Source organism: Flavobacterium subsaxonicum WB 4.1-42 = DSM 21790, from assembly GCF_000422725.1.
Taxonomy (GTDB): domain Bacteria; phylum Bacteroidota; class Bacteroidia; order Flavobacteriales; family Flavobacteriaceae; genus Flavobacterium; species Flavobacterium subsaxonicum.
This window is the reverse complement of record NZ_AUGP01000029.1, coordinates 109,739-125,552: the sequence shown is the minus strand read 5'-3', so window position 1 is coordinate 125,552 and position 15,814 is coordinate 109,739. Positions and strand designations below refer to the sequence as shown.

Sequence of the window (15,814 nt, the reverse complement as noted above, 5' to 3'; positions counted from 1 at the left end):
TTTGGATAAAAAAATTACCATAGCTATAGACGGTTTTTCTTCTACAGGCAAAAGCACGCTGGCAAAGCAGCTGGCACGCCACCTTGGCTATGCTTATGTAGATACCGGTGCCATGTACCGCGCCGTTACCCTTTATGCTATGGAAAATGGCTTTATTGATACCGAATTTTTTAATAGCGAAGGCCTTACTGATTGCATAGACGATATTAGCCTTCAGTTTTTATTTAACCCCGACCTTGGCTTTGCCGAAATGTACCTTAACGAGGAGAATGTAGAGCGCAAGATCCGTACGCTGCCTGTAAGTAATTTTGTGAGCCGTGTGGCCGAGGTTAGCGCCGTGCGTGCCATGCTGGTTAAACAGCAGCAACACATGGGCGAACATAAGGGCGTGGTTATGGACGGCCGCGATATTGGCACGGTGGTTTTTCCTAATGCCGAGCTAAAGCTGTTTATGACGGCCAGCCCCGAAACGCGTGCCCAGCGCCGTTTTGAAGAACTGACCCAAAAAGGCGATACAGTAACGTTTGATGAGGTGCTGCACAACGTGCAGGAACGCGATTATATAGATACCCACCGTAAAGATTCTCCGCTTGTAAAAGCTGCCGATGCCATAGAGATAGATAATTCTGACTTATCGATACAGCAGCAGTTTGACACTGTTGTGGCGCTTGCCAAAAAAGTGCTTGAGGCATAGGCTCTTAATTGCTAAAACCAATTTTTATTGATAGATTTACCATTATAGTTTTGTATTGGTAACCTAACGCTATTGTATATGGGCATAAAACTGCGCCTTGTGGTAATGAATTTTTTTCAGTTCTTTATTTGGGGGGCGTGGCTGCTTACCGTAGGCGCGTATTGGTTCCAGAATCGGCAGTGGAGTGCCTCTAACTTTGGAATAATTTTTTCTACCATGGGCATAGCATCGGTTTTTATGCCGGCCATAATGGGTATTATTTCTGACCGATGGGTTAATGCCGAAAAACTCTACGGCCTTTGCCATCTTGGTGGCGCAGTAATGCTGTTTGTACTACCACAGGTATATAGCCCTACGGCCTTTTTCTGGGTACTTCTTGTAAATATGATGTGCTACATGCCTACGCTGGCATTATCTAACACAGTAGCCTACACGGTACTTAAAAACAACGGTAAAGATGTTGTGGCCGATTTTCCGCCGGTGCGTATATGGGGTACTATAGGCTTTATTGCAGCCTTGTGGGCGGTTAGCCTTACAGGTAACGAAACATCCTCTAACCAGTTTTACATTGCATCGTTTATATCATTAGTGTTGGGGCTTTATGCTTTTACACTGCCCAAATGTCCGCCATTATCTGCGCAGGCAGGCACAAAAATAATGACTGAAGCTTTGGGCCTTAATGCCTTTAGCCTTTTTAAAGATAAAAAGTTTGCCGTGTTTTTTGTTTTCTCCATGCTATTGGGGGCTGCACTACAGCTAACCAATGCTTATGGCGATACCTTTTTGCACGACTTTAAAAATGTAGCTGCTTATAAAGATACCGTAGCGGTTAAGTATCCGGCTATAATAATGTCGGTATCTCAAATATCAGAAACGCTTTTTATACTTGCCATTCCTTTCTTCTTGCGAAAGTTCGGAATTAAAATGGTGATGCTCTTTAGTATGCTTGCCTGGGTACTTCGCTTTGGGTTGTTTGCCTTTGCTAACCCCGCCGAGGGCTTATGGATGATACTGCTTTCGTGCGTTATCTACGGCATGGCATTCGACTTTTTTAATATCTCGGGTTCACTATTTGTAGAAACCAATACCAGCCCGGCAATTCGCGGCAGTGCCCAAGGGCTGTTTATGATGATGGTAAACGGTTTTGGCGCGCTTATAGGCAGCTTTGCCAGTGGGCTTATTATTCAGCACTTTTTTACCAATGCCAACGGCAGCCTTAGCTGGCAGGGCATTTGGTTGTGCTTTGCAGGTTATGCATTAGTACTGGCAATTGTGTTTCCGGTGGTGTTTAGGGAGAAGAAGATAACAGATAACAGATAATAGATTGTAAGTAAGCATCTAAGCTACGGTCTTTCATCTATTATCTTTCATCTAAATAGTTGTGTCTTTCATCTCAAAGTCCTGTTATCGTATCATCGCAAAATGCCCTTTAAACTCTTTACCGCTTTGGCGGCGTACCACAAACCAGTAATCGGTAGAAGGTAGCAGATAGCCATTGTAGGTGCCGTCCCAGCCTTCGCTATCGGCACCAAAGCCGGTTATAAGCTTACCGTAACGGTCGTAAATATAAACCATAAGGTCCGGCTCTGCCTGGGTGGAGAATTTAATGCGCCATTTTTCGTTCTGGCCATCTCCGTTAGGGGTAAAAAACCTTGGGTAGGTAAGTAAATAAGTACTGGCGGGTGCCATGCCACAGCCGTATTTATCTCTAACAAAAACAGCATATTTACCGGGGTCGAGACCGTTAAAAATATTACTTGTCTGGAAGTTGATGCCATCTAACGAATATTCGAAATTTTGTACCGAAGCCGTACCATCCTGTTCGGTATACACGGTAATGCTGTTATCGTGGTCGGTCCAGTCAGAAATTACAATTTCGCTAATAACCGGCTCTGCCGATGTAACCACCTGAATGGTTTTAGAAGCCTGGCATCCGTAAAGATCTGTTACGGTTAACGTTAAGGGGCCCTGCATAAAAGCATCTATAACCTGGCCGGAAGCGCCGTTGTCCCAGTCGTAGTGTATAAACCCGGGGTCGGCAGTAATGGTAATAGGCTCATTTTCGCAACCCCTCCAAAGTTCGTTCATCAATAGTACCGGTTTTGGCCTTACAGTAATATCAAAGGTACTTATGGCAGAGCAGGTGGTATTGGTATTGTGCTGCACTTTTGCGTAAATGGTGGTGGTTGCTGCGCTCGTTAAAAAATTTAAAGGTAACGGGTTTATAGCAGCATCTGCATCGGCTTGAGAGGCGTAATAAGACACTGTAACATCGGCAGTATTTACCAGCCCTAATACGGTTGGGGTTTGCAACGAGAGGTCAAATGCTTCGGTACTATTACCATCGTCATCGCAGGCAAAAAGATCGGGTGCTGTAGATGCGGTAACTAACGGAGGTAAATCGGCAATATTAAAACTGTACGTTTTAGTATTGCAAAGATCTGTTACCGATACAATGTAGGATGCTGATGGTAAATTAGCAAATATATTGCTGCTGCCATTAACTATAGGGGTAGTTAACGGTATGCCGTTGGCATGGGTAATGGTATAGGTAATAGTACCTACACCTACGGCGTTTACCTGCACATCGGCAATAGTGCCAGAGCAGCTAATGTTTTGTATGCTAAGAACGGTAAGGGTATTATAATATTCAAAATCGTATACGTTTTCTATGCAAATTTTTTCGTTAGTAACACTGCCGCTGCCATAAGATTTAAAGGCTTTTAAAACCCTGTAATGGCCCGTTGGGTATATAAGGTTGGTGTTTACAAAATTATTTTGTACTGCTACAGCGTTGGCAGCTCCGGGCTGTTCTCCTTCAATATAAGGTACGCCGCTACCATCTGGATGCCCCCATGTGCCTGCAACGGGGTCTATTTCTTTTTGAAGCCAGAACCCCACGCCAGATATGGCATTGGCAGTATGTTGCAGCTCTAAATTAAACGAACCGCACAGGGGTGTATGTGTAATGTTATTTTGGGTAACGTTATAGCCTATAACGGTTATTGGTGGCGGCTCAAAAGTTTGGCAGGCTGTTGTAACCTTAAATTTATATTGCCCCGGCGGCAGGTTATCCATATAAAAATAACCGTTGGTGTAAATGTTAAAAGAAACATCGTACGGGGTAGTTGTAGGTACTGTATAACTGCTTGGCCAGGATAGCATTAAAACCTCTGTTGCTGCGGTATTGTTGCCAAGAAATACAGAGCCAAAACCGGGTGCGCAACCGGGCCTCATGGCAGAGCTTAGGGTGCCGGAAGAGTAGGGCGGTATAACAACCGGATAAGTATAGGTATTGCCGCAGGTATCTATAAGATAAAAAATATAGTTGCCTGGTGGCAGCCCCGGCACTTCGAGCTTTTGTTCGCTATTAATAAAGCTTGTTACATCTACAGGCATTGTAAGGGGTGTTCCTCCGGGTGGAAATTCGTAGTCAGGAGGCCCGCTTGTTATAAAAGCCGTTTCTATTATAAAGCCGGGTATCTCTATAATAACTTTACCTTTATTATTTATGCAGTCGTTATTAGTTGCAGTGCTGGAAGGTGTGGCAGGGGGCGGCTCTGTGTTTGTTTCGGTAGTAGTATAACTACGGCCGCAGGCATCGGTAACCGTAAACTCGTAGCTGCCATAAGGCACGGGGTTATCTATATCGCCAAAGTCGGCTGTTTCGCCATAAAATGGATTTGGATAAATAGCGCTAAATTGTTCCGGATCAAAATCCTCCGGTACATTGTTGGTAAACGTAATAGTGTAAGGCGCCACATATTGCAATGGCGCAATTTGCATCATTCTGTTGCCGCAGCCAAGGTCGTTAAAAATGGCCCCTACCTGAAACATAGCTACCACCTGGTTGGTAAGAGCATAATAGGGGGTTCCGCAGGGGTCTGTAACCACTACGTCATAATAATAATCCTCGCCGTAGTAAAGAGGTATTACCTGCCCAATTACGGCTTCGTCAGGACCTCCGGCCGGAATTGTTTGTGTAAAAACTATAGGTGCACTACCATCGGGTGGGTAAACCGTAAATGTTGCTGTTAACGGATATGCAATTGGCAGGGTGGTGGTGTGGGTAACTACATTTACAACCGTTATATGGTTACAGTCTGGCAACTCTTTATCAGGAAAACTGGGCGGGCTAACGCTAAGTACCGGCGCGTTAGATGGCAGGGTGTAGTTAATAGACTGGCTATCGCCGCAACTATCTGTAACCTGTATAGTGTAAAAACCTGCCGATATATTATTAAAAGTGCTGGAGTTTTGAACCCCTGTGGTGTTGGGGCCTGCTGTTATCTGGTAGCTAACCGGAGTGCCCGATGTTACCACTACGGTTATGCTTCCATCCGGGCCGCAATACGCAGGTACATGGGTAAAAACGCCAAATACTAAGGGGTTTAGCTGGTTCTCTACAGTAGCTGTTACGGCAGGTGCGCTAATACTGCCCTGTGTGGCTATTACCTGGTAGGTGCCTGCAACAAGGCCGGGTAGGGTTGTGGCGGTAGTGCCGCCGGCAAGATCTGTAGTGCCGCCGGGCATTAAATATACCTGATAGGTTATAGCCGGCGATGGGGCTGCATTTTGCGGTGTAAAAGTAAGTGTGCCGTTGCCGGAGCAGGTTTCTGGCGTTGCAGCAACAGATATGGTAAACCCTTGCGCCTTTAGTATGGTACTAAAAAGCAGCAGGGATAAGATGATTGTATAGCGTGCAAGCTTTACAAATGCACCATGGGCTAAGGTATTATTGTTTACAGTTATCATAGCAAAAATTAAGTTTTCCCGACTTAATTTCAAGTTTTTTTCCAGTTGCCTAAGATAAATAAAAATTTTTACTTAAAATTTATGTTAATAAGTTTTATAGTCAAAATATAGATATTTAACAAAGTTTCAATAATCTGTAGATTAAATAGTTGCGTTATTAAAAAACGGGAGGTTAATATTTGTAAATCAATAAAAAAGTAGTACTTTTGCGCACCTTTTTAAGCGTAGGTTTCATTAAAGAGGATAAACAATTTTATGTAAAACGCTTCTGCAGTTTTATCGAGCATAACGAAACCGGGTAAAGCGCAGGATACAAATTTTTAATCAGCATGTCTGAACAAACAAAAACACAAGACGAATTTTTACAGGAGTTTAACTGGCATAACTTTGAAGAAGGTATTGATCCGGTAGACGAACAAAACCTGAGAGAATTTGAAAGCTTAGTTGAAGAAACTTTTATTTCAACTGACAGTGACGAGGTAGTAGAAGGTACAGTAGTAAGAATTACAGACAGAGATGTTATTGTAGACATCAACGCAAAATCTGAAGGTGTAATTTCTCTTAACGAATTTCGTTACAATCCTGCTCTAAAAGTAGGAGATAAAGTAGAAGTACTTATAGATGTTCGTGAAGATAAATCTGGCCAGCTTGTGCTTTCTCACAGAAAAGCACGTACTATTAAAGCTTGGGATAGGGTTATTAGCGCTAATGAAACAGGCGAAATTGTTAACGGTTTTGTAAAATGCAGAACTAAAGGTGGTATGATTGTAGATGTATTTGGCATCGAAGCTTTCTTACCGGGATCTCAGATAGATGTTAAGCCTATCCGTGATTACGACCAGTACGTTAACAAAACTATGGAGTTTAAAGTTGTTAAAATCAACCACGAATTTAAAAACGTTGTTGTATCGCACAAAGCTCTTATCGAAGCAGATATCGAGGTTCAGAAAAAAGAAATCATCGGCCAGCTTGAAAAAGGCCAGGTACTTGAAGGTGTTGTTAAAAACATTACTTCTTACGGTGTATTTATCGATCTTGGTGGTGTTGATGGTCTTATCCACATTACAGACCTTTCTTGGAGCCGTATTAACCATCCAAGCGAAGTTCTTGAACTTGACCAGAAACTTAACGTTGTTATTCTTGACTTTGATGACGAGAAAACACGTATTCAACTTGGTCTTAAGCAATTAAACGCTCACCCTTGGGATGCACTTGATGCTAAACTTGCAGTAGGCGATAAAGTTAAAGGTAAAGTAGTTGTTATTGCAGACTACGGTGCATTTATCGAAGTTGCTGAAGGTGTTGAAGGCTTAATCCACGTTTCTGAAATGTCTTGGTCTACACACTTACGTTCTGCTCAGGATTTTGTTAAAGTTGGCGATGAGGTAGAAGCTGTTATCCTTACTTTAGATAGGGAAGACCGTAAAATGTCTCTTGGTATCAAACAACTTTCTCAAGACCCTTGGACTGATATTACTTCTAAATACCCGGTTGGCTCTCGCCACACAGGTATCGTTAGAAACTTTACAAACTTTGGTATTTTTGTAGAACTTGAAGAGGGTATTGATGGATTAATTTACATCTCAGACCTTTCTTGGACTAAGAAAATTAAACACCCAAGTGAGTTTGTAAACGTTGGCGATAAATTAGACGTTTTAGTTCTTGAACTTGATGTTGATGGCCGTAAATTATCTCTTGGTCACAAGCAGACTACTGCTAACCCATGGGATAAATACGAAGATAGCTTTGCTGTAGGTACTTTACATACAGGTGAGATATCTGAAATAGTTGATAAAGGCGCAACTGTAGAATTTGGCGACGATATTGTTGCTTTTATCCCTACAAGGCACTTAGAGAAAGAAGACGGTAAAAAACTTAAAAAAGGCGAATCTGCTGAATTTAAAGTTATTGAGTTTAATAAAGAATTCAAACGTGTTGTAGCTTCTCATACTGCTACCTTTAAAGACGAAGAAGAGAAAAACGTAAGAAACAACGATTTTAACAACTCGAACAATTCTAACAACAACTCTTCTAACAATTCTGAGAAAACCACTCTTGGCGATCTTGATGTATTGGCAGAACTTAAAGAAAGAATGGAAAAAGGAGAGAACAAATAATTCTCGACTCCATTTTAAATATAGAAACCTCCTGAGCAATCAGGAGGTTTTTTTATTTATAAATTACCTATTGTGTTACAATGTGCAGTTTGTCATTCTGAGCGCAGCGCAGTCGAAGAATCCCGAATATGATCCTTAAAACATATTGCCGCGCTCTGTTGCATTGCGCTAAAGACGCGTATGAGTACTGTTTGTGTAACTCTTCCTACACTGTCTTTGCAAGGAGGTACGATGAAGCACTTTATACTTACTTTTAAATGGATTGCTGCTACGGCAATCTCACGTAAATGCCTTGTTTTTAATAATTAGCATGCTAATTGATTACCAAATCCGCAACATCATACGTTAATATTTTCCAAAATTTAAACAATCAAAAAAACCATGATGGTTTATATGGCGTATCTGCTACTATAACTTAAAATAAACCAATCATGAAATTTTCAAAAATGTTATCTGTTGCACTTGTTGCTTTTACAATGTTAACCACAGGGGCTGCATTTGCCCAAAAAACTAAAATGGTAGGTGGCGCGGCCATGTATCCTAACAAAAATATTATAGAGAACGCAGTTAACTCTAAAGACCATACTACGCTTGTAGCTGCGGTTAAAGCTGCCGGTTTAGTAGAAACATTATCTGGCAAAGGGCCGTTTACAGTTTTTGCTCCAACCAACGCTGCTTTTGATAAACTGCCAAAAGGTACTGTAGAGACTTTACTAAAACCGGAAAATAAAGATATGCTGCAAAGCGTGCTTACCTACCACGTTGTTGCCGGTAAATGGAGCGCTGCCGATGTGGTTGCTGCCATTAAAAAAGGTAACGGTACCTATACTGCTACAACCGTACAGGGTGGCAAGCTAACGTTTAAAATGGATGGCAAAGATGTTTGGGTAATTGACGAAAAAGGCGGTAAAGCCAAAATTACAATTGCCGATGTTAACCAAAGCAATGGTGTTATCCATGTAATAGATACTGTGTTAATGCACAAGTAATTTTCGAATCATGTTTTACTATGGCCTGCCGAATTTTCGGCAGGCTTTTTTGTTTTAGAATAACAGGCAAGTTTACGAAAACGTTAATCGGCTACTAAAAATCATGGTTTTGATTGATGTTTAAAAAACATTGGTAACACTATAATGATATAGCATTGTTTTTTACTTAAAGCTTAAATAACATGCAAGTTTGATTTTTGCAGCTATATTAATCAAAGTAAAAAGAATGTTAAACAATTACAAAAAAATCTTCATGCCGCTGCTTTGCTGTATGTTGGCACATGCAGCGGGAGCGCAAACTGTGGTGCATTACTGGAATTTTAATAACAGCGCATCTGAGGCTGCTATTACTGCAGTATCGCAAACCCTTGTAGGTACACCCACACTTACGGCTGTTGCCGGAGGTACAAGCCTTATCGATTTTGCAAGTGGCACAGGTCAGAACTTTGCCACGCAAAACCTTAACGCTCAAAACAGCGATGAGGCAGGTACGCATTTACGTTTTAACAACCCAATAGGCGGCGCACTTGTTTTTGCATTGCCAACAACAGGGTACGAAAACCCAATTGTAAAATTCGCAACTAAAAGATCAGGATCGGGTGCAGGTAACCAGTTATGGTCGTATTCAACCGATGGTACTACGTATACATCTTTTGCTACCATAGCCCCAATAGATGGCGACCCTGCATTGGCTACTTTAGATTTCTCGGCTATAGCCGCAGCAGATAATAACGCTAACTTTAAACTAAAGGTAGAATTTGAACAAGGCCCGGGAGGCATTGTTGGCAACAACAGGTTCGATAACTTTACCCTAACCGGTACTGTGCTTGTAAACCCAACAGTAATACATTACTGGAACTTTAATAATAGTGCTTCGGAGGCTGCTATTACAGCAGTATCGCAAACTCTGGTAGGTGCACCTACACTTACGGCTGTTGCCGGAGGTACAAGCCTTATCGATTTTGCAAGTGGCACAGGTCAGAACTTCGCAACGCTAAACCTTAACGCCCAAAACGGCGACGAGGCAGGTACGCATTTACGTTTTAACAACCCAATAGGTGGTGCGCTTGTTTTTGCAGTGCCAACAACAGGTTATGAAAATGCTATAGTGAAATTTGCTACAAAACGTTCAGGATCGGGTGCGGGTAACCAGTTGTGGTCGTATTCAACAGACGGAAGTACGTATATATCTTTTGCTACAATTGCACCAATAGATGGCGACCCGGCATTGGCAACATTAGATTTTTCGGCTATAGCCGGAGCAGATAATAATGCGAACTTTAAAATAAAGGTAGAATTTGAACAGGGTTCAGGTGGTGCAGTGGGTAACAACAGGTTTGATAACCTTACCGTTACCGCCACCCCCATGGAAGGTACCGTGGATGTTACCGCCCCCGTTGTTACTTTTGCACCGGCAAATGCCGCTACAAACATACTAATTTCGGCACACCCTGCAATAACTTTTAACGAAGATGTAAGACTGGCCGATAACAGTGCCATAACTAACACAAACGTAGATGCTTTAGTAGCGCTTAGGCTTAACAATGCTACAGGTGCCGTGGTACCTTTTGATGCAACATTTGCAGCCAACACCATTACCATTACACCGGCTACACCGTTACTAAACGGTCAGCAATACTACGTTGCGCTTTTAGCCAACACGGTAGAAGATATGAACAACAATGCTGTGGCAGAAGTTCAGAGTTCAACCTTTACAACCATTGCTGTACAAACTGCGTTTGCAGCCGGCGATATGGCCTTTACGGCGTATCGTATGAATGCTACAAGCACTGAAGATGACGTAGCCCTTGTAACTTTTGTAGACATTGCCGCGGGTACTTTTATTAATTTAACCGACTCTAAATACACTACCAACGCCCAGGCACAATGTGCTAACGGTATTGTTTGGACGGCTACAAGCTGCGTACCTGCCGGATCTGTTATTACCATCCAAACCAGTGCGCTTGTTGCTAATACAGGTACGGTTACAGGGTCTGGCTTTGGCCTTAGCTCTGGTGGCGACCAGGTAATTGTTTACACCGGCACTGCTGCTGCTGCTAATTATATTACAGCACTAACCTCTAACGGATGGGCTGCTGCCAATACAGAGTGTGGTGGTAGCGTTTCTATGCTTCCTGCCGGCCTGACTGATGGTGCAAGCGCTGCCAACCTTAGTACTGCACCGGGCAATATTACGGGTAACACAGTTAACGCATTTTATAATGGTACACAAGCCGGTACACCTGCCCAGCTGAAAACAGCTATACTTAACCCTGCTAACTGGACAGGCGTTGCCGGTGCTACCGCACCACAAACATGGCCAACATGGGCTTTCCCAAGCTCGCCAAATGTGCAAACAGCTACTGTTTTAAACAACACAACCATACAGTTAGTGTTTAATAACGAGCTTAATGCTGCATCTGCCGCTACAACGGCTAACTATACCGGTGTTGCCGGTTTAACTACTGCTGTTGCCGTGGGTAACACTGTAACGCTTACATACAGCACTCCGTTTACTGCCGGTACTGCTTACGAGCTTACGGTTAACAACCTTATTGACGAAGACGGCCTTACAATGGCATGTGCGTATACTTTCAACTTTAACTACACAGCTACGGTTGCCTTTGCTACTGATTTTGTAGTGGTTAACGAAAATGCAGGTACACTTAATTTTGTTATCAACCTTACCAGCCCTGTGGCCGGATCTGTTGACTTAGTGGTTAAAGGTGCGCCTTTTAGCACTGCCGATAGCGCCGACTTTACGCTTGCTACACAAACGCTGAACTTTACGGGTACAAGTAGCTTAACGCAAACCATTACTATTCCGATTATTGACGATACGTTAGAAGAGCAGCATGCCGAGTACTTTGTACTTAGCCTTGAAAATGCTGTTAACGTTGCTATTACAGGCGAGTCGCTTGCAACGATCTACATTAAAGATAACGACCGTCTTGCCAAGGTACCAAGCCAGGACATCCAGCTGGATTACGTTACCAGTTTTGACCCATCGGGTGCTAACGAAAGTACTTGCGAGATCGTGGTATTTGATGCTGCCAGCAAAAAACTTTTCGCTACAAGCGCGGTAGAAGGCAGATTAGATATTATCGACTTCACTAATCCTGAAGCTCCTGTAACAACAGGTTCTATAAACATGACTCCTTATGGTGGTGTTACCAGTGTAGCCGTTAAAAACGGTGTTGTGGCTGTTGCTTCGCCAAATGCTAACGAACAGTTAGATGGTTCGGTTGTGTTCTTTACTACTGCGGGTGTATTTATCAAACAGGTAACTGTTGGTGCCTTGCCGGATAATATTTCGTTTACACAAGATGGTACAAAAGTACTTACTGCTAATGAGGGTCAGCCCAACGCAAACTATACGGTAGACCCTGAAGGATCGGTTAGTATAATAGATATTACAGGCGGTATAGCATCGCTTACAAATGATGATGTAACTACATTATTGTTTACAGCTTATAATTCAGCTTCGGCTGAAAGTGCTCTGATAGCATCGGGTGTGAGGAAACTCTATGCTTCGAGCACTATGTCTCAGGATTTTGAGCCTGAGTATGTTACTTCGAGCGCCGACTCGCAAAAAGCATGGGTTACCCTACAGGAAAACAATGCTGTTGCCGAGATTAACCTTGTAACAAAAACAATTACTTCGGTTTGGGCTTTGGGTACTAAAGACATGAGTCTTCCGGGTAACGGTTTTGATGTATCTGATAATAATAACGAGGTGCTTATTGCCAACTGGCCGGTACAGGCATATTTTATTCCCGATGGCGCTGCTAACTACAATGTAGGCGGAACAAACTACATAGTTACGGCTAACGAAGGCGATGAGAAAGAATACGGCAGCTTTGTTGAAAGAACTACTATTGGTGCAGCTTCTTACAACCTTGATGCTACCGAATTTCCGGAGGCGGCTATGCTTAAAAAATCGCATAACGCAGGCAGGCTTCGTGTAACTAACCTTGACGGATTAAACGATGCGGGTACGGCTTACAACGGCATCTACGCTTTAGGGTCGCGTTCGTTCTCGATCTTTAATGCAGATACCAAGCAGATTGTTTTTGACAGTGGCGATGATTTCGAGATGTATACCGCTTCGGCTTCGTCTATCAACCCGATATTTAACTCAGACCACGAAGATAACAGCTTTAAAAGCCGTAGCCGTGCTAAAGGCCCGGAGGCTGAAGGTGTAACGGTGGCAGAAATTATGGGTAAAACCTATGCGTTTATCTCTTTAGAAAGAATTGGTGGTGTAATGGTGTACGATGTAACCAACCCTAATGCCCCAACTTTTGTAGATTACAAAAACAGCAGGAGCGTATCAGCCTACACCGGAGACCACGGTCCAGAAGGTATTACTTACATCAATCCTACAGATAGCCCTAACAGCAAACCGTACATTGTTATAGCGAACGAAATTAGTGGTACGTTAACCATTTTCGAAGTGAATACAGAAAACCTTGGTACCGGCGATTTTGTTACTACACCAAAAACCTTTGTTGTGTTCCCTAACCCATCGGTTAGCGGAGTGGCATATTTTAACCGCGTTGCCGATATTGAGGTGTACGACTACAGCGGAAAACTGATCCAACAGGCCAAACAGGCCCTTACTATAGATACTTCTAAAATGGCGACCGGTATTTACATTATCAAAACGTCTGAAGGTATCGTTAAAAAACTAATTGTTAAGTAGATTAGTTTCGTGTTTTTTAATTTTTACCCATAAGGGGAATCATCCTGCCTGAAGAGGCAGGATTTTTTTTGGATTTTATTCTTATAATATTAAAAAAGTTGTCGAACTGTACCCGTTTTCGGCTCCCCTCTCCCTTGGAGAGGGGCTGGGGGAGAGGACTATTGATAAGGTTTATATGCCGCTCCTTCGGAGCTCAGCCTGAATGTTTTTAGAAAAGATAAGAAGGTTTGATTGGTTACGGTTTGAGTGAAGCTAAGGCCTTAAACTTCGTTGCGTTAAGCAAATTAGGAGGAGAGGCGTTAAGAACGATTTGCTGTCTGAGCGATAGCGAGTTCAAATCGTTTAGCCGAAGCGCCTAATTTGTAGCAAAAAGAAGTTAGAGCCTTGAATTTTTGGTTCTTTTGTTTCAAGACAAAAGAACGTGTGAAACCACCCCACCCTACGGGCACCCCTCCAAAGGAGGGGAATACTACGATTGCTATTTCAAACGTAAATTATATGCAGGTCAATTGCTTGTAGATCTTTACCGCTTCAACCGCTTCTTTAACATCGTGAACGCGTAAAATTTTGGCACCTTTGGTTAAAGAAATCGTATTTAAAACAGCGGTGCCGTTAAGCGCTTCCTGCGGGGTAATGCCCAGCAATTTATAGATCATCGATTTGCGCGACACACCGGCCAGCAGCGGCAGGCCAACCATGTCGAACAACTCCATTTTGTTGAGTACTTCGTAATTCTGCGCCAGCGTTTTTGCAAACCCAAACCCGGGATCGATTATAATATCTTCAATACCCTGATGGCGGGCAGCGGCAATACGCTCAGAAAAATACAAAAGCATTTCCTGCACAATATCATCATACTGTGTTAGTTTAACCATAGTTTGCGGGTTGCCGCGCATGTGCATCATAATGTAAGGCACTTTAAGGCGGCCAACGGTTGGCAGCATAGCGTCGTCGAGCAAGCCGGCAGCAATATCGTTAATAATGGCAGCGCCGCTGTTAATGCTGGCTTCGGCAACTTTAGCCCTAAAGGTGTCGATAGAAAGCAAGGCATCCGGAAAGTGCTTTAAAATCAACTCAACTACCGGAACCATGCGACTTATCTCTTCATCTTCGCTAACAAATTCGGCGTTCGGTTTGCTGGAGTAAGCTCCAATATCAATAAAATCGGCACCTTCGGCCAGCATTTTTTCGGCCTGTTGCAGTAACAGGGTTTCGTCGCGGTATTTTCCGCCATCAAAAAAAGAGTTGGGTGTACAGTTTAAGATACCCATAACCCTGGGTTCGGTAAGGTTTATAAGCGTGCCATTGCAGTTGATGTGCATAAGTCTGTTTTTTTTAGGATATGTATAATTGTAACAATATTATTGTAAAAACTAATTATGTTAACAGAATATACAATATTCTAAACTTTTTTAAATCTCTTTTTAATATTAAGTATCGGTTTTTCTACAACGTAATATGAAATAAAAGCTACAAATACTACAATAATGATATTCTGAGGGAATTTATTAACCCAAAGATCTGTCCTGTTTGTTAAAAAAAGTTGTTGCCAAATATATAATGAATAAGAAAGTATACCTATTTGTACTAAAACACGGCTATTTAATACATTGGCAACTTTTGATGGAATATAAATGCACCAAAATATTAATATTATTATAAATATATTATTGATACTATGTCCTAAGGTAACGCTATAAGTACCTCCAAGTTTTGAATTTAATAAAGGTGATAAAATAAAAATAAATAAAGCAGATAACGCTATTAGATATCCATTGCTATAATATTTTACAGCAACTTTTTTAAATTTTGTATTTTGTTCGAGTAGTGCAGCTAAACAACCTACAAGTATGCTGTCTCCTCCGGTTTGTAACATCATACCTAATTGTCCACGGCTATCTGGCATTAAAAAGTAAGTAGCTATTCTTACAATAGGCATTAGTATAATTATTACGGCAACAATTTTAATTAAAAGGCTCATGTTTTTTATTTTAATAAACATAACTGGCCAGACAAGGTAAAATTGCTCTTCCATAGACAGCGACCAAAAATGGCCAAAAAACCAGTTACCATTGTCAGGAGTAGTATCAGATACGAGCAAATGCTTATAATTCCACAAATATACACATGCAAAACCTACAAGGGTAAAATTATTAAATATGTTAGGTATAAGAGTGTATTTAAGAAATAGGATAACTATTATATATAAATAAAATACGGGGAATATCCTGAATATTCTTCTTAGATAGAAATCCTTGAGGTTTATTTTTCCATTCTTTTTTTTTTCAATAAGTAAAAGCTTAGTTATAAGAAACCCACTTATAACAAAAAATATTTTTACACCTAATGATCCATTAGCTATAAACATGAAAAGGATATTTTCCTTTAAACTTTTTGGCATCGTTTCAGAAGCATGTCCAATTAAAACCATTAATATAGATATTGCTCTGATGCCATCAAGGCTTTTAATTCTGGACATAAAGGAGGTCATTAAATTTTGGCTAATATAAATAATTTTAACATGCTTTTTAACACACAATCCTAAATAAAATAA

At 41.7% G+C, this 15,814-nt stretch carries 8 protein-coding genes; 5 read left to right on the top strand and 3 right to left on the bottom strand.

Annotated features, from left to right (window positions below; genetic code table 11):
* The first annotated feature begins 1 nt into the window (after position 1).
* Positions 2-694, top strand: a complete 693-nt coding sequence (gene cmk, locus G509_RS0110310) for a (d)CMP kinase (RefSeq protein ID WP_026991463.1) — start codon at positions 2-4, stop codon at positions 692-694.
* Positions 695-772: 78 nt separating this feature from the next.
* Positions 773-2,014: a nucleoside permease gene (locus G509_RS0110305; RefSeq protein WP_081663284.1), complete on the top strand. Its 1,242-nt coding sequence runs from the start codon at positions 773-775 to the stop codon at positions 2,012-2,014.
* An 84-nt stretch (positions 2,015-2,098) separates the two neighbouring features.
* Here the strand turns inward: G509_RS0110305 and G509_RS0110300 are convergent, their stop codons facing one another.
* Positions 2,099-5,449 carry a T9SS type B sorting domain-containing protein gene (locus G509_RS0110300; RefSeq protein WP_026991461.1) on the bottom strand — a complete coding sequence of 1,117 codons (3,351 nt, stop codon included), beginning with the start codon at positions 5,447-5,449 and terminating at the stop codon, positions 2,099-2,101.
* A 329-nt stretch (positions 5,450-5,778) separates the two neighbouring features.
* Here G509_RS0110300 and rpsA point away from each other — a divergent pair, with 329 nt between their 5' ends.
* The 3 genes from rpsA (at position 5,779) to G509_RS23640 (ending at position 13,260) form a co-directional block, all read left to right on the top strand.
* Positions 5,779-7,566: a 30S ribosomal protein S1 gene (rpsA, locus tag G509_RS0110295; protein ID WP_026991460.1), complete on the top strand. Its 1,788-nt coding sequence runs from the start codon at positions 5,779-5,781 to the stop codon at positions 7,564-7,566.
* 431 nt (positions 7,567-7,997) lie between these two features.
* Positions 7,998-8,555 (top strand): fasciclin domain-containing protein, encoded by a 558-nt coding sequence (locus tag G509_RS0110290; protein ID WP_026991459.1) that lies wholly within the window; start codon positions 7,998-8,000, stop codon positions 8,553-8,555.
* Positions 8,556-8,808: 253 nt separating this feature from the next.
* Positions 8,809-13,260, top strand: coding sequence for a choice-of-anchor I family protein (locus G509_RS23640; protein ID WP_207382708.1), 4,452 nt, complete (start codon positions 8,809-8,811; stop codon positions 13,258-13,260).
* A gap of 494 nt (positions 13,261-13,754) precedes the next feature.
* Here the strand turns inward: G509_RS23640 and folP are convergent, their stop codons facing one another.
* Entirely contained in the window at positions 13,755-14,582 is an 828-nt protein-coding gene (folP, locus tag G509_RS0110280) for a dihydropteroate synthase (protein WP_026991458.1), read from the bottom strand.
* Between the two features lie 80 nt (positions 14,583-14,662).
* Positions 14,663-15,739 (bottom strand): acyltransferase family protein, encoded by a 1,077-nt coding sequence (locus G509_RS0110275; protein WP_026991457.1) that lies wholly within the window; start codon positions 15,737-15,739, stop codon positions 14,663-14,665.
* Between the last annotated feature and the right edge of the window lie 75 nt (positions 15,740-15,814).